This is a genomic window from Staphylococcus sp. FSL W8-0056, assembly GCF_037963075.1.
GTDB lineage: Bacteria > Bacillota > Bacilli > Staphylococcales > Staphylococcaceae > Staphylococcus > Staphylococcus aureus.
On record NZ_CP150142.1, the window covers coordinates 602,084 to 617,436 of the forward strand.

Genomic DNA, 15,353 nt, shown 5'->3' on the forward strand with positions numbered 1-15,353 from the left:
GTTGTTATGGCGACAAAAAACGAGGAAATATTACGTAAACCGGATTGGTTGAAAATAAAATTAAATACCAACGAAAACTATACAGGACTTAAGAAGATGATGAGGGAAAAAAATCTTAATACTGTATGTGAAGAAGCTAAATGTCCTAATATACATGAATGTTGGGGTGCACGTCGTACAGCGACATTTATGATTTTAGGTGCCGTATGTACAAGAGCTTGTCGTTTTTGTGCGGTTAAGACAGGTTTACCTAATGAACTTGATTTAAATGAGCCTGAACGTGTAGCTGAATCAGTTGAATTAATGAATTTGAAACACGTTGTTATCACTGCTGTTGCGCGTGATGATTTAAGAGATGCTGGTTCAAATGTTTATGCTGAGACAGTACGTAAAGTTAGAGAAAGAAATCCATTTACAACGATTGAAATTTTACCATCAGATATGGGCGGGGACTATGATGCGTTAGAAACATTAATGGCGTCAAGACCTGACATTTTAAACCATAATATTGAAACTGTTCGTCGCTTAACACCGAGAGTTCGTGCGCGTGCGACTTACGACAGAACATTAGAGTTTTTACGTCGTTCAAAAGAATTACAACCAGATATCCCAACTAAATCAAGTATTATGGTTGGATTAGGTGAAACTATAGAAGAAATTTATGAAACGATGGATGATTTACGTGCGAATGATGTAGATATTTTAACGATTGGTCAATATTTACAACCTTCACGTAAACATTTAAAGGTTCAAAAATATTACACGCCTTTAGAGTTTGGTAAATTAAGAAAAGTGGCAATGGATAAAGGGTTTAAACATTGCCAAGCTGGACCTTTAGTACGTAGTTCTTATCATGCGGATGAGCAAGTAAATGAAGCTGCTAAAGAAAAGCAACGCCAAGGTGAGGCACAGTTAAATAGTTAATATTTAACAATTAATAAGGCATAAAGGCTTAGTTTGTACAAAACGAACGTGTCATAGAAGTAATCATTATTTTTATGAAACACTAAAAGTATAAACTGAGCCTTTCATTGTCATAGATAGGTGAAGAATTTGATAAAAGTAGATCAACATTACTTTGAATTAATAGAAAATTATCGCGAATGTTTTAATGAAGAACAATTTATTGCTAGGTATTCAGATATTTTAGACAAATATGATTACATTGTTGGTGACTATGGTTACGATCAATTACGATTAAAAGGCTTTTACAAAGATTCTAATAAAAAAGCAGAGATGAGTAAACGTTTTTCAAATATTCAAGATTACATATTTGAATATTGTAACTTTGGTTGTCCTTACTTTGTATTAAGACATTTGTCTAAACAAGAGGTTAAAAAGTTAATCGAAGAAGTTCATCCGTCTGATGTGATAGATGACGACAATAAACTTCAAGATGTGAAGATTAAGCCAACCATTCAAGATACTGAACATTAATAAAACCCTTAGCTAGATTGAAAATGGGAATCATGCAATTCAAGCATGGACCTGTAATCTAGTTAGGGGTTTTTATCTTTAATGAATGACTTCATTTAAATACTCAGTAATTTCATCGCCTTCTTCAGCATTTACACCTAAAATATGAGCGATATAGCCTTCTTCTTTTAAATCATCAGTACCGATAATACCGAATTTATTTGTTTGCATATTAAGTACGAGTGTCTTACCATAATGTCTATTTGTATGGACTAACATCAAATCATATCGACTATGCTCGCCAACAAAACCAACAAACTGAACTTGACTCTCTTCGTTGTCATCATATAAATACATATCAATCATTTTGTAGCGACTCCTTTTAAAAGTAGTAAAGTTAGTATAACGACAAATGAAGTATACTGCAAAATTATGATAATATATAAGCGAGAGGTGACAAGGAATGTATTTTGTAGACAAAGATAAACTAACTCAGAAATTAGCCTATTTACAAGCATTAACTGATGATTATCATGAGAGCAAGCACAATCATTATGCATTTGAACGCATTGCTCAAATGTTGATAGAATCATCGGTAGATATAGGGAATATGATTATCGATGCATTTATTTTAAGGGATCCTGGTAATTATAAAGATGTGATTGATATATTAGAACTAGAAAATGTTATTACTAAAGAAACACAGCAGGAGATTAATAAAACTGTCGATATTCGTAAACAATTTACATATGATTACACAGCCTTAGATATTAAGGTTATCATGCCAATGTTTGATGACGCATTACCTTATTACAAACAATTTATTACAGAAGTAACGATATTTTTACATCAAGAAAATGTACCAGTAACAGCTTTTGGTAAAGGAGAAAATCAATAATGAAACAGTATAAAGCGTATTTAATCGATTTAGATGGCACAATGTATATGGGAACAGATGAGATTGATGGAGCAAAACAATTCATCGATTATTTAAATGTAAAAGGCATTCCTCATTTATACGTAACTAATAATTCAACAAAAACACCTGAGCAAGTAACTGAAAAATTACGTGAAATGCACATTGATGCTAAACCAGAAGAGGTTGTAACGTCAGCGTTAGCCACTGCTGATTATATTTCAGAACAATCACCAGGAGCATCAGTATATATGTTAGGTGGGAGTGGTTTAAATACTGCGTTAACCGAAGCGGGACTTGTCATTAAAAATGACGAGCATGTTGATTATGTAGTTATTGGACTTGACGAACAAGTTACATATGAAAAGCTTGCGATTGCAACGTTAGGTGTAAGAAATGGTGCAACATTTATTTCTACAAATCCTGATGTATCAATTCCTAAAGAGCGTGGTTTATTACCTGGTAATGGTGCTATTACAAGTGTTGTAAGTGTATCGACAGGTGTATCGCCACAATTTATTGGTAAACCAGAACCGATTATTATGGTTAAAGCATTAGAAATTTTAGGATTAGATAAATCCGAAGTTGCTATGGTAGGCGATTTGTACGATACCGATATTATGTCTGGTATTAACGTAGGTATGGATACGATTCATGTACAAACAGGTGTATCTACGTTAGAAGATGTGCAAAATAAAAATGTGCCACCAACGTATTCTTTTAAAGATTTAAATGAAGCAATAGCTGAATTAGAAAAATAGATATAGTCATTTTATAAAGTAGGTGAATTGATTTGGTAAAAATAGTTGTTTCGAGGAAAATTCCAGATAAATTTTATCAACAATTAAGTAAACTTGGTGACGTTGTTATGTGGCAAAAATCATTAGTGCCTATGCCTAAAGATCAATTTGTGACAGCACTTCGTGACGCAGATGCTTGTTTTATTACATTAAGTGAACAGATCGATGCAGAAATTTTAGCACAATCACCAAATTTAAAAGTAATTGCGAATATGGCTGTAGGATATGACAACATCGATGTTGAAAGTGCAACAGCGAATAACGTGGTTGTCACGAATACACCAAATGTACTTACTGAAACAACTGCAGAATTAGGATTTACATTAATGCTTGCTATAGCACGCCGTATTGTAGAAGCTGAAAAATATGTAGAAGCAGATGCATGGCAAAGCTGGGGTCCTTATTTATTGTCAGGTAAAGATGTCTTCAATTCAACTATTGGAATATATGGTATGGGAGATATTGGTAAAGCTTTTGCAAGAAGGTTGCAAGGGTTTAATACTAATATTCTTTATCATAATCGATCAAGACATAAAGATGCAGAGGCGGACTTTAATGCAACATATGTTTCTTTTGAAACGTTGTTAGCAGAAAGTGATTTTATCATCTGTACAGCGCCACTTACAAAAGAAACACATCATAAATTTAATGCTGAAGCATTTGAACAAATGAAAAATGATGCAATTTTTATTAATATCGGTAGAGGGCAAATTGTAGATGAAACAGCATTAATCGATGCACTAGACAATAAAGAAATTTTAGCATGTGGTTTAGATGTATTAGCAAATGAACCGATTGATCATACACATCCATTAATGGGACGTGATAATGTTCTGATTACACCACACATTGGTAGCGCATCAGTAACAACACGGGACAATATGATTCAATTATGTATTAATAATATAGAAGCGGTTATGACAAATCAGGTACCACATACTCCAGTAAATTGAAAATAAGTATGGTTTTTAATCATTGGTAAAACAAGCAAAGCAATTGTTAAATATGTTATGCTTGACTTGCGAATGTATATATTTGCGCTGATGATAATTCAATAACATTATAAACTCGTCATATTAATGTGATGAGTTTATTTGATTTTGACGTATATAACAAAATTGTTATATAGACTGTAATTGTTTATTGTTTAAATAACCTTTAAAATGAATGATGTTCTCAACAAAGTGTATCATTTACAATAATTGAGTGATGACAACCAATTACTATGTTGAATCTATAAAATTAAAATTGAATTTCATTATGAATATCGATATAATGAATTGTAAAAAACAAATTTTAAAACGTATTTTATATTGAACGGTCTTTATAAAGGCGTTTTTACTAAGAACTTTAAGAGGTGCAATATGAAATCTAAAAGTAAACAGCCACCTAATAAATATGTTGAAGCATTCAAACCATATTTATTAACACTATTGTATTTGGCAATATTTATTACTTTATATTTAATTTATGGCAGTGGCGACACACACAATAACTTCATTTATAATGAGTTCTAATGAGGGAGACTTAATATGACAGATATTATTAACAAGCTGCAAGCGTTTGCGGATGCAAATCCACAAAGCATTGCTGTTAGACACACAACTGATGAATTAACTTATCAACAGTTAATGGATGAGTCTAGTAAATTAGCACATCGATTACAAGGTAGTAAGAAACCGATGATTTTATTCGGTCACATGTCACCATATATGATTGTTGGGATGATTGGTGCCATTAAAGCAGGATGTGGATATGTACCTGTAGACACTTCAATTCCTGAAGACCGTATTAAAATGATTATTAACAAGGTTCAACCAGAGTTTGTATTTAATACGACTGATGAATCATTTGAAAGTTTAGAAGGCGAAGTATTTACAATTGAAGATATTAAAACATCTCAAGACCCAGTAATTTTTGATAGTCAGATTAAAGATAACGACACAGTATACACAATCTTTACATCTGGTTCTACTGGGGAACCTAAAGGTGTTCAAATTGAATATGCAAGTTTAGTTCAATTTACTGAGTGGATGTTAGAACTTAATAAATCAGGAAATAAACAACAATGGCTTAACCAAGCGCCATTTTCATTTGATTTATCTGTAATGGCTATTTATCCATGTTTAGCATCAGGCGGTACATTAAATCTTGTAGATAAAAACATGATTAATAAACCTAAATTATTAAATGAAATGCTAACAGCAACACCGATTAACATTTGGGTATCAACACCATCATTTATGGAAATGTGTTTATTATTACCAACGCTTAATGAAGAACAATATGGTAGTCTTAACGAATTCTTCTTCTGTGGTGAAATTCTACCTCACAGAGCAGCAAAAGCGTTAGTGAGCCGTTTCCCAAGTGCGACGATTTACAACACATATGGTCCAACTGAAGCTACGGTAGCAGTTACAAGTATTCAAATTACACAAGAAATCTTAGATCAATATCCGACATTACCTGTTGGCGTTGAAAGACTAGGCGCAAGATTATCTACTACAGATGACGGTGAACTTGTTATTGAAGGTCAAAGTGTAAGTTTAGGATACTTAAAAAATGACCAAAAAACAGCTGAAGTATTTAATTTCGATGACGGTATTCGTACATATCACACTGGTGATAAAGCGAAGTTTGAAAATGGTCAATGGTTCATTCAAGGTCGTATTGATTTCCAAATCAAATTGAATGGCTACAGAATGGAATTAGAAGAAATTGAAACACAATTACGCCAGTCTGAGTTCGTAAAAGAAGCGATTGTTGTACCTGTATATAAAAATGATAAAGTTATTCATTTAATTGGTGCAATTGTGCCAACGACTGAAGTTACGGACAATGCAGAAATGACTAAAAATATTAAAAATGACTTGAAATCACGCTTACCAGAGTATATGATTCCTAGAAAGTTTGAATGGATGGAACAATTGCCATTGACTTCAAATGGTAAAATTGACAGAAAGAAAATTGCAGAGGTAATTAACGGATGATTCCATATGGTGATTTTACATTCTTCTTAATTGCTTTAATTGCATTATTACCAGTCATTATACTTGGATTTTTAGGTAAGCGAAGTTACATTTATAATGGCGTAGTTACAGCATTTATGATTGTGTTAATCTTTTCTTCTGATAAACATAATCTGTTTGACCAAAAGTATTTAAGTGTTCAATTAATTAGTTTTATTATTTACGTCGTATGGCAAGTTTTATTGATAATGTTTTATTATCATTCAAAACCAAAAAATAATTCATTTTCAAAATTTGTAACTGTAATGGTTTTATCAATATTGCCATTAGCACTTGTGAAAGTGTTACAAAGTACATGGTTAGGTGGACATCAGATTCACTTCCATGAAAGTAAATTAATTGAATTTGTTGGTTTCTTAGGAATTTCTTATGTTACATTCAAAAGTGTGCAGTTAATTATGGAAATTCGTGATGGTTCTATCAAAGAAATTAAAGTATGGAAATTAATTCAATTTATTTCATTCTTCCCAACGATTTCATCTGGACCAATCGATCGTTACAAACGTTTCGTTAAAGACGATAAAAAAGTACCAACAGGCAATGAATATCGTGAATTAGTATTAAAAGCAATTCACATGATTATGCTTGGTTTCTTGTATAAATATATTGTTGCTTACTTTATTAACACATATGCAATCATGCCGTTACAATTAGACTTACATGGCTTTGTCAATTTGTGGTTATATATGTACGCATACAGCTTATATTTATTCTTTGACTTTGCAGGTTATAGTTTATTTGCGATAGCATTTAGTTATTTATTCGGTATTAAAACACCACCAAACTTCGATAAACCTTTCAAAGCGAAAAATATTAAAGATTTCTGGAATAGATGGCATATGACATTATCATTCTGGTTCAGAGATTGTATTTACATGAGATCTTTATTCTACATGTCTCGTAAAAAATTATTGAAGAGTCAATTTGCAATGTCTAACGTGGCATTCTTAATCAACTTCTTCATAATGGGAATTTGGCATGGTATCGAAGTGTATTACATTGTTTATGGTTTATACCATGCAGCATTGTTTATAGGTTATGGCTATTATGAACGTTGGCGTAAGAAACATCCGCCACGTTGGCAAAATGGTTTCACAACAGCACTTAGCATTGTGATTACATTCCACTTTGTAACATTTGGCTTTTTAATCTTCTCAGGTAAACTTATATAATAAAGGAGAATTTAATTATGGAATTTAGAGAACAAGTATTAAATTTATTAGCAGAAGTAGCAGAAAATGATATTGTAAAAGAAAATCCAGACGTAGAAATTTTTGAAGAAGGTATTATTGATTCTTTCCAAACAGTTGGATTATTATTAGAGATTCAAAATAAACTTGATATCGAAGTATCTATTATGGACTTTGATAGAGATGAGTGGGCAACACCAAATAAAATCGTTGAAGCATTAGAAGAGTTACGATGAAATTAAAACCTTTTTTACCCATTTTAATTAGTGGAGCGGTATTCATTGTCTTTCTATTATTACCTGCTAGTTGGTTTACAGGATTAGTAAATGAAAAGACTGTAGAAGATAATAGAACTTCATTGACAGATCAAGTACTAAAAGGCACACTCATTCAAGATAAGTTATACGAATCAAACAAGTATTATCCTATATACGGCTCTAGTGAATTAGGTAAAGATGACCCATTTAATCCTGCAATTGCATTAAATAAGCATAACGCCAACAAAAAAGCATTCTTATTAGGTGCTGGTGGTTCTACAGACTTAATTAACGCAGTTGAACTTGCATCACAGTATGATAAATTAAAAGGTAAGAAATTAACATTTATTATTTCACCACAATGGTTTACAAACCATGGTTTAACGAATCAAAACTTTGATGCTCGTATGTCTCAAACTCAAATTAATCAAATGTTCCAGCAGAAAAACATGTCTACTGAATTAAAACGTCGTTATGCACAACGTTTATTACAGTTTCCACATGTACACAATAAAGAATACTTGAAATCTTATGCTAAAAACCCTAAAGAAACTAAAGATAGTTATATTTCTGGTTTTAAAGAGAATCAATTGATTAAAATAGAAGCGATTAAATCATTGTTTGCAATGGATAAATCTCCATTAGAACATGTTAAACCTGCTACAAAACCAGACGCTTCTTGGGATGAGATGAAACAAAAAGCAGTTGAAATTGGTAAAGCTGATACTACATCGAATAAATTTGGTATTAGAGATCAATACTGGAAATTAATTCAAGAAAGTAAGCGTAAAGTTAGACGTGACTACGAATTCAATGTTAATTCTCCAGAATTCCAAGATTTAGAATTACTTGTAAAAACAATGCGTGCTGCTGGTGCAGATGTTCAATATGTAAGTATTCCATCAAACGGTGTATGGTATGACCACATTGGTATCGATAAAGAACGTCGTCAAGCAGTTTATAAAAAAATCCATTCTACTGTTGTAGATAATGGTGGTAAAATTTACGATATGACTGATAAAGATTATGAAAAATATGTTATCAGTGATGCCGTACACATCGGTTGGAAAGGTTGGGTTTATATGGATGAGCAAATTGCGAAACATATGAAAGGTGAACCACAACCTGAAGTAGATAAACCTAAAAATTAAAATACAAATAGCACATAACTCAACGATTTTGATTGAGCGTATGTGCTATTTTTATATTTTAAATTTCATAGAATAGAATAGTAATATGTGCTTGGATATGTGGCAATAATAAAATAATTAATCAGATAAATAGTATAAAATAACTTTCCCATCAGTCCAATTTGACAGCGAAAAAAGACAGGTAATAACTGATTATAAATAATTCAGTATTCCTGTCTTTGTTGTTATTCATAATATGTTCTGTTAACTTAATATCTTTATATTAGAATACTTGTTCTACTTCTATTACACCAGGCACTTCTTCGTGTAATGCACGCTCAATACCAGCTTTAAGAGTGATTGTAGAACTTGGGCATGTACCACATGCACCATGTAATTGTAATTTAACAATACCGTCTTCAACGTCAATCAATGAGCAGTCGCCACCATCACGTAATAAAAATGGACGAAGACGTTCAATAACTTCTGCTACTTGATCAAACATCGTTGTATCTTCAGTAGGCATCAGGCAAGTCTCCTTTCGAGAGATGAATTTGATAATCTTTATTAGTATATTATAATAGATAGTGTAATAAAAATCTATCAAACCAATGGGGGATAAATATATGGAGCACGTGAGTGTGGTAGTATATGGGGCAGATGTTATATGTGCAAGTTGCGTTAATGCGCCAACATCGAAAGATATTTATGACTGGCTACAGCCGCTATTAAAAAGAAAATACCCAAATATATCATTTAAATATACGTATATAGATATTACAAAAGATAATGACAACTTAACAGATCATGATTTACAATTTATTGAAAGAATAGAACAAGATGAACTATTTTATCCATTAATTACAATGAACGATGAATATGTAGCAGATGGTTATATACAAACAAAGCAAATCACTCGATTTATAGACCAAAAGCTTGTGAATGAATAATATACACATAACAAAAAGCAATGTCAGTAATAGTGTGAACTGACATTGCTTTTTAATTTTAACCATTATGATATTTATATAACCAAAGTACGCCGGATTTTAAAATAGAAGCGAGTCGTCCTGTTACAGTGCGGTCCATGATATATGCAAAACCTTGTTTATCTCCTAATGACCCAACGATACCTTGTACCTTTAGTTCCGGCATTTTGTCAGGTAATGGTTCATTTAGCCATTGCTTTTTAAGCACATCGGCAATTTGATCACCTTGAACTTCGGCTAACTGAGCACTTGGCGCATGTGGTAAATCAGCACAATCACCAACTACATAGACGTTACGATATGTTGGTACTTGATGATACTGGTTAACTATCACGCGTCCATTACTATTTATATCAATCGGCAAGTTACGAACAACTTCAACAGGTTGAATTCCTGCTGTCCATACAACTAAATCAATATCTTTAGGTTCATCACAGTTATATATTTTACCAGGTTCAACTTTATTAATATTTGAATTTGGAACAACGGTAACATTATTTTTGGCGAACCATTTCGCAACATACTTACTTAATTTTTCTGGAAAATTTCTTAAAATTCGCGGCCCACGGTCATAAAGATATATTTCCAAGTCTGATCTACTTTCTCTTAATTCGCTGGCAAGTTCTATGCCACTTAATCCAGCACCAACGATACCAACTTTAGCACCTTCTGGTAGTTCACTAATACTATGGAAAGTATCCCGAGCCTTTGAGAGTGTTTGAATACTATGTGTATATTCTTCGGCTCCTGGAACGTTATGATACTTATCTTCACATCCTAAACCAATGATTAGCTCATCATAATCAATTTTAGAATTACCGACTGAGACAATTTGAGCATCTAAATCTATGTCGTTAATTTCACCATAAACTGTATTCACTTGTGGATGATTAGGGAATTTCATGCGAACATCTTTATCTGATTTCGTGCCCGCAGCTAAAGCATAGAATTCTGGTTTCAATCCATGAAATGGCATACGATCAACTAATGTGACTGTATAATCTTGTGGTAAAGAAGTAGTTAAAATGCGTGACATGATACGCATATTACCATATCCGCCGCCTAACAAAACTAAGTTTTTCATAATGAAGTACCCCTTTTATATGTTAATATTTACTTTAATTTTGAAAAGATCAAAGTGCATAGATATATTTGTTAATGAACAGTTATAAAATGCAAGTGTCTTTGATTCATCAATAACCCCTAAAAAAGTAAATATGTATTTATATGCTTATTATATATTTTTTTGAAAATGACTACAAATAAATATTTGTACTAACTAAGGCACTATTACATAACTGGGATAAGAAACATCAGTTGTTGGTAATTGAGCACATCATGTTAAAATACCAGTTTTAAAATGCTATAATATTGTAACAAATGAAATAAGAAGGTGAAGTATGAATCCGATCGTAGAATTTTGTCTCTCTAACATGGCAAAAGGTGGAGATTATGTTTTTAATCAACTGGAAAATGACCCAGATGTCGATGTGTTAGAGTATGGTTGCCTGACACATTGTGGTATATGTTCAGCCGGGTTGTATGCTTTAGTAAATGGTGATATTGTTGAAGGTGATTCGCCGGAAGAATTATTACAAAATATATATGCACATATAAAAGAAACATGGATTTTTTAAGGAGGAGTTATCATGCCAACAGTTATATTAACAGAAGCAGCTGCCTACGAAGTAAAAGATATGCTTAAAGCAAATGAAATGCCAGATGGCTATTTAAAAATTAAAGTGAATGGTGGCGGGTGCACTGGTTTAACATACGGTATGGGTGCAGAAGAAGCGCCTGGTGAAAATGATGAAGTCTTAGAATACTTTGGATTAAAAGTATTAGTAGACAAAGAAGATGCACCCGTATTAAATGGTACGACTATTGATTTTAAGCAATCATTAATGGGTGGCGGTTTCCAAATCGACAATCCTAATGCAATTGCTTCATGTGGCTGTGGTAGTTCATTTAGAACTGCAAAAGTTGCAGGTAATCCTGAAAATTGCTAATAAAATAACTTTTTAATGGTTAACCCAATTTTTGGGATACAAATTGATATCAATTATGATTAGGGACATATTTGATTATGTCCTATTTTTACGTAAAGATATTTTGTTTTATTAAAAAGCTTATTGAAAATTAAGAATCTGACTATAAATAGTAATTTAAATGATCGTGATAACGGATACATTTTTAATCGAAATCAGGCTACGAAAAAATTAATTAATTTTTTCACAATCTGACTGAATCTTGCTTGAAAATATAACATAAAAGCTATAGAATTAGTATTGGATTAAAAATGTCTTTTTTGTGAACATCACAGGTTTTTACATAATTTAAAAGACTTAAATAACAAAATGATGATAAACTAGTATACATTGTGGTAAAAGTAGTAATGACCAGTTGTTACTAGTAATTATCAGCATTTGGTTAAAAAAATATGAAAGCTTAGGTGAAATTAAATGGCTCAAGATCGTAAAAAAGTACTTGTACTTGGTGCTGGTTATGCAGGTTTACAAACTGTAACTAAATTGCAAAAAGCGATATCAACAGAAGAAGCAGAAATTACGCTTATTAATAAAAATGAATATCACTATGAAGCAACATGGTTACATGAAGCATCAGCAGGTACACTAAACTATGAAGATGTATTATATCCTGTGGAAAGTGTCTTGAAGAAAGACAAAGTGAACTTTGTTCAAGCAGAAGTAACAAAAATTGACCGTGATGCTAAAAAGGTAGAAACAAATCAAGGTATTTATGACTTTGATATTTTAGTAGTAGCATTAGGTTTCGTTAGTGAAACATTCGGCATCGAAGGTATGAAAGATCATGCTTTCCAAATTGAAAATGTTATCACAGCACGTGAATTATCACGTCATATCGAAGACAAATTTGCTAACTATGCAGCATCAAAAGAAAAAGATGATAACGATTTATCTATCTTAGTTGGTGGTGCTGGATTCACTGGTGTTGAATTCTTAGGTGAATTAACAGACAGAATTCCTGAATTATGTAGCAAATATGGTGTGGATCAAAATAAAGTTAAAATCACTTGTGTTGAAGCAGCACCTAAAATGTTACCAATGTTCTCAGAAGAATTAGTTAACCACGCAGTTAGCTACTTAGAAGACCGCGGTGTTGAATTTAAAATTGCTACACCAATCGTTGCTTGTAACGAAAAAGGTTTTGTAGTTGAAGTAGATGGTGAAAAACAACAATTAAATGCAGGTACTTCAGTATGGGCAGCTGGTGTACGTGGTAGTAAATTAATGGAAGAATCATTTGAAGGCGTTAAACGTGGACGTATCGTTACAAAGCAAGATTTAACAATCAATGGTTACGACAACATTTTTGTTATTGGTGACTGTTCAGCGTTTATCCCAGCTGGAGAAGAACGTCCATTACCAACTACAGCACAAATTGCAATGCAACAAGGTGAAAGTGTTGCTAAAAACATTAAACGCATCTTAAACGGTGAATCAACTGAAGAATTCGAATATGTTGATCGTGGAACTGTTTGTTCTTTAGGTTCACATGACGGTGTAGGTATGGTATTTGGTAAACCTATCGCTGGTAAAAAAGCAGCATTCATGAAAAAAGTGATTGATACACGTGCGGTATTCAAAATCGGTGGTATCGGTTTAGCATTCAAAAAAGGTAAATTCTAGGCTTTAAATAAAGTTTCAGCTAAACACATAAAATTAAATTATTCATTTATAAAGTCCTTCAGTGTCACTGAAGGGCTTTATTGTTGTACAATTTGAAGTGAGTAACATATCAAATCTAAGGAGGTACATTATGAATTTTAAATTAAATAACACACTAAGCAACGAAATAAATACATTGATTATTGGTATACCAGAACATTTAAATCAGTTAGAGCGCATTAGTTTTAATCATATCGATATTACAGAATCACTTGAAAGACTAAAACATCAACATATTATTGGTAGTAAAGTTGGGAAGATTTATACAACTGCATTTGATGTACAAGATCAAACATATCGTTTAATTACAGTTGGTTTAGGAAACTTAAAAGCACGTAGTTATCAAGATATGTTGAAAATATGGGGACATCTTTTCCAATACATAAAGTCAGAACATATTGAAGATACTTATTTACTTATGGATTCATTTATTTCAAAATATGATCAGTTATCAGATGTATTAATGGCATGCGGTATTCAAAGTGAGCGTGCAACATATGAATTCGATCATTATAAATCAAGTAAGAAGGCACCGTTTAAGACGAATTTAAACCTTATTAGTGAATCATTAATTGAATTAGATTTCATTCATGAGGGTATCAGTATTGGCCAATCCATTAATTTGGCAAGAGACTTTAGTAATATGCCACCGAATGTATTAACACCACAAACATTTGCAGAAGATATTGTTAATCATTTTAAAAATACAAAGGTCAAAGTAGATGTTAAAGATTATGACACTTTAGTTTCTGAAGGATTCGGACTTTTACAAGCAGTAGGTAAAGGTAGTAAGCATAAACCGAGATTAGTAACCATCACATATAATGGCAAAGACAAAGATGTAGCACCAATTGCCTTAGTTGGTAAAGGTATAACGTATGATTCTGGTGGTTATAGTATTAAAACGAAGAATGGCATGGCTACAATGAAGTTTGACATGTGTGGCGCTGCGAATGTCGTTGGTATCATTGAAGCGGCTAGTCGTTTACAACTGCCTGTAAATATTGTCGGAGTGCTTGCTTGTGCTGAAAATATGATAAATGAAGCATCAATGAAGCCAGATGATGTATTTACAGCATTAAGTGGTGAAACTGTAGAAGTAATGAATACAGACGCTGAAGGTAGATTAGTCCTTGCAGATGCTGTGTATTATGCAAATCAATATCAGCCTAGTGTGATTATGGACTTTGCTACATTAACGGGTGCAGCCATCGTTGCACTAGGCGATGATAAAGCTGCTGCATTTGAATCGAATAGTAAAGTGATATTAAACGATATATTACAAATAAGTTCTAAAGTCGATGAAATGGTATTTGAATTACCGATTACTGCAACCGAACGTGCAAGTATTAATCACAGTGATATCGCTGATTTAGTTAACCATACGAATGGACAAGGTAAAGCGCTATTTGCGGCAAGTTTTGTAACACATTTTAGTGGTCAAACACCTCACATTCATTTCGATATTGCAGGTCCAGCAACGACTAATAAAGCTTCATATAATGGTCCAAAAGGGCCAACAGGATTTATGATTCCGACGATAGTACAATGGTTAAAACAACAATAATTTAATTATTTGCCTGATACAACTTGTGTCTTGTTATACATTTCTAATTTAACTCTTGAAAGTATAAAGGATCGCATTGTATCAGGCATTTTCATTGTTGTAAGAAAATATAAATCGCATATCCTTGTGAGCATAAATCAACTTGATTAGCATTGCAAAAACTTATTATAATCATATGCTCATTCAGTCAACGACTACTAATATAACATTATAGAACTTAGGATTTTGATTGGTGTTCCAGGCTTGTAAAATTGTTTAATTTAATGAAAGTGAAAATTATTTTAAGAAAGACAATTAACTAAAAAATAAAGATTATGGGTATAGTTTGCTATTGACAGGTGTTAAAGCT

General features: G+C 32.4%; 19 protein-coding genes. 16 read left to right on the forward strand and 3 right to left on the reverse strand.

Features of this window, described 5'->3' with window-relative positions; all coding sequences use genetic code 11:
• Window positions 1-6 precede the first annotated feature (6 nt).
• Both lipA and NSS86_RS03175 read left to right on the forward strand, forming a co-directional pair.
• Window positions 7-924 carry a lipoyl synthase gene (lipA, locus tag NSS86_RS03170; RefSeq protein WP_000201875.1) on the forward strand — a complete coding sequence of 306 codons (918 nt, stop codon included), beginning with the start codon at window positions 7-9 and terminating at the stop codon, window positions 922-924.
• A 129-nt stretch (window positions 925-1,053) separates the two neighbouring features.
• Window positions 1,054-1,437, forward strand: coding sequence for a YutD family protein (locus NSS86_RS03175; protein ID WP_000598444.1), 384 nt, complete (start codon window positions 1,054-1,056; stop codon window positions 1,435-1,437).
• Window positions 1,438-1,515: 78 nt separating this feature from the next.
• On the opposite strand, the gene NSS86_RS03180 is transcribed toward NSS86_RS03175, so the two are convergent.
• Window positions 1,516-1,782 carry a DUF3055 domain-containing protein gene (locus NSS86_RS03180; protein ID WP_000566649.1) on the reverse strand — a complete coding sequence of 89 codons (267 nt, stop codon included), beginning with the start codon at window positions 1,780-1,782 and terminating at the stop codon, window positions 1,516-1,518.
• Window positions 1,783-1,879: 97 nt separating this feature from the next.
• Between NSS86_RS03180 and NSS86_RS03185 the strand changes: the two genes are divergently transcribed.
• The 9 genes from NSS86_RS03185 (at window position 1,880) to dltD (ending at window position 8,759) form a co-directional block, all read left to right on the forward strand.
• The gene (locus NSS86_RS03185) at window positions 1,880-2,314 is read left to right on the forward strand and encodes a DUF86 domain-containing protein (protein WP_000273982.1); all 435 of its coding nucleotides are present in this window, start codon (window positions 1,880-1,882) and stop codon (window positions 2,312-2,314) included.
• Entirely contained in the window at window positions 2,314-3,093 is a 780-nt protein-coding gene (locus NSS86_RS03190) for a TIGR01457 family HAD-type hydrolase (RefSeq protein WP_000816184.1), read from the forward strand. The genes NSS86_RS03185 and NSS86_RS03190 overlap by 1 nt, the downstream gene beginning before the upstream one ends.
• Before the next feature lie 32 nt (window positions 3,094-3,125).
• Window positions 3,126-4,085 (forward strand): D-glycerate dehydrogenase, encoded by a 960-nt coding sequence (locus NSS86_RS03195; RefSeq protein WP_000239131.1) that lies wholly within the window; start codon window positions 3,126-3,128, stop codon window positions 4,083-4,085.
• A gap of 253 nt (window positions 4,086-4,338) precedes the next feature.
• Window positions 4,339-4,449, forward strand: a complete 111-nt coding sequence (locus NSS86_RS03200) for a hypothetical protein (RefSeq protein WP_001790652.1) — start codon at window positions 4,339-4,341, stop codon at window positions 4,447-4,449.
• A 47-nt stretch (window positions 4,450-4,496) separates the two neighbouring features.
• On the forward strand, window positions 4,497-4,649 hold the full coding sequence (locus NSS86_RS03205; protein WP_000837752.1) for a teichoic acid D-Ala incorporation-associated protein DltX: 153 nt from the start codon (window positions 4,497-4,499) through the stop codon (window positions 4,647-4,649).
• Between the two features lie 15 nt (window positions 4,650-4,664).
• On the forward strand, window positions 4,665-6,122 hold the full coding sequence (dltA, locus tag NSS86_RS03210) for a D-alanine--poly(phosphoribitol) ligase subunit DltA (protein ID WP_000129659.1): 1,458 nt from the start codon (window positions 4,665-4,667) through the stop codon (window positions 6,120-6,122).
• Complete coding sequence (gene dltB / locus NSS86_RS03215) at window positions 6,119-7,333, forward strand: PG:teichoic acid D-alanyltransferase DltB (RefSeq protein WP_000613541.1); 1,215 nt, start codon at window positions 6,119-6,121, stop codon at window positions 7,331-7,333. The genes dltA and dltB overlap by 4 nt, the downstream gene beginning before the upstream one ends.
• 17 nt (window positions 7,334-7,350) lie before the next feature.
• The gene (dltC, locus tag NSS86_RS03220) at window positions 7,351-7,587 is read left to right on the forward strand and encodes a D-alanine--poly(phosphoribitol) ligase subunit 2 (protein ID WP_000395692.1); all 237 of its coding nucleotides are present in this window, start codon (window positions 7,351-7,353) and stop codon (window positions 7,585-7,587) included.
• Window positions 7,584-8,759: a D-alanyl-lipoteichoic acid biosynthesis protein DltD gene (gene dltD, locus NSS86_RS03225; protein ID WP_000769416.1), complete on the forward strand. Its 1,176-nt coding sequence runs from the start codon at window positions 7,584-7,586 to the stop codon at window positions 8,757-8,759. Before dltC ends, dltD begins: the two co-directional genes overlap by 4 nt.
• Window positions 8,760-9,021: 262 nt before the next feature.
• Here the strand turns inward: dltD and NSS86_RS03230 are convergent, their stop codons facing one another.
• Window positions 9,022-9,264 carry a NifU family protein gene (locus tag NSS86_RS03230; RefSeq protein ID WP_001141883.1) on the reverse strand — a complete coding sequence of 81 codons (243 nt, stop codon included), beginning with the start codon at window positions 9,262-9,264 and terminating at the stop codon, window positions 9,022-9,024.
• A 100-nt stretch (window positions 9,265-9,364) separates the two neighbouring features.
• Here NSS86_RS03230 and NSS86_RS03235 point away from each other — a divergent pair, with 100 nt between their 5' ends.
• Complete coding sequence (locus NSS86_RS03235; RefSeq protein ID WP_000401414.1) at window positions 9,365-9,688, forward strand: YuzD family protein; 324 nt, start codon at window positions 9,365-9,367, stop codon at window positions 9,686-9,688.
• 58 nt (window positions 9,689-9,746) lie between these two features.
• Here NSS86_RS03235 and NSS86_RS03240 read toward each other — a convergent pair whose 3' ends face one another.
• Complete coding sequence (locus NSS86_RS03240) at window positions 9,747-10,811, reverse strand: NAD(P)/FAD-dependent oxidoreductase (RefSeq protein ID WP_000794020.1); 1,065 nt, start codon at window positions 10,809-10,811, stop codon at window positions 9,747-9,749.
• Between the two features lie 316 nt (window positions 10,812-11,127).
• Here NSS86_RS03240 and NSS86_RS03245 point away from each other — a divergent pair, with 316 nt between their 5' ends.
• From NSS86_RS03245 to NSS86_RS03260, 4 genes are all read left to right on the forward strand, one after another.
• Window positions 11,128-11,364, forward strand: a complete 237-nt coding sequence (locus NSS86_RS03245; protein WP_001068337.1) for a YuzB family protein — start codon at window positions 11,128-11,130, stop codon at window positions 11,362-11,364.
• A gap of 12 nt (window positions 11,365-11,376) precedes the next feature.
• Window positions 11,377-11,736: an iron-sulfur cluster assembly accessory protein gene (locus NSS86_RS03250; protein WP_001143495.1), complete on the forward strand. Its 360-nt coding sequence runs from the start codon at window positions 11,377-11,379 to the stop codon at window positions 11,734-11,736.
• Between the two features lie 453 nt (window positions 11,737-12,189).
• Window positions 12,190-13,398 (forward strand): NAD(P)/FAD-dependent oxidoreductase, encoded by a 1,209-nt coding sequence (locus NSS86_RS03255; protein ID WP_000046076.1) that lies wholly within the window; start codon window positions 12,190-12,192, stop codon window positions 13,396-13,398.
• Between the two features lie 130 nt (window positions 13,399-13,528).
• Window positions 13,529-15,004, forward strand: a complete 1,476-nt coding sequence (locus NSS86_RS03260) for a M17 family metallopeptidase (protein WP_001009692.1) — start codon at window positions 13,529-13,531, stop codon at window positions 15,002-15,004.
• The last annotated feature ends 349 nt before the right edge of the window (window positions 15,005-15,353 follow it).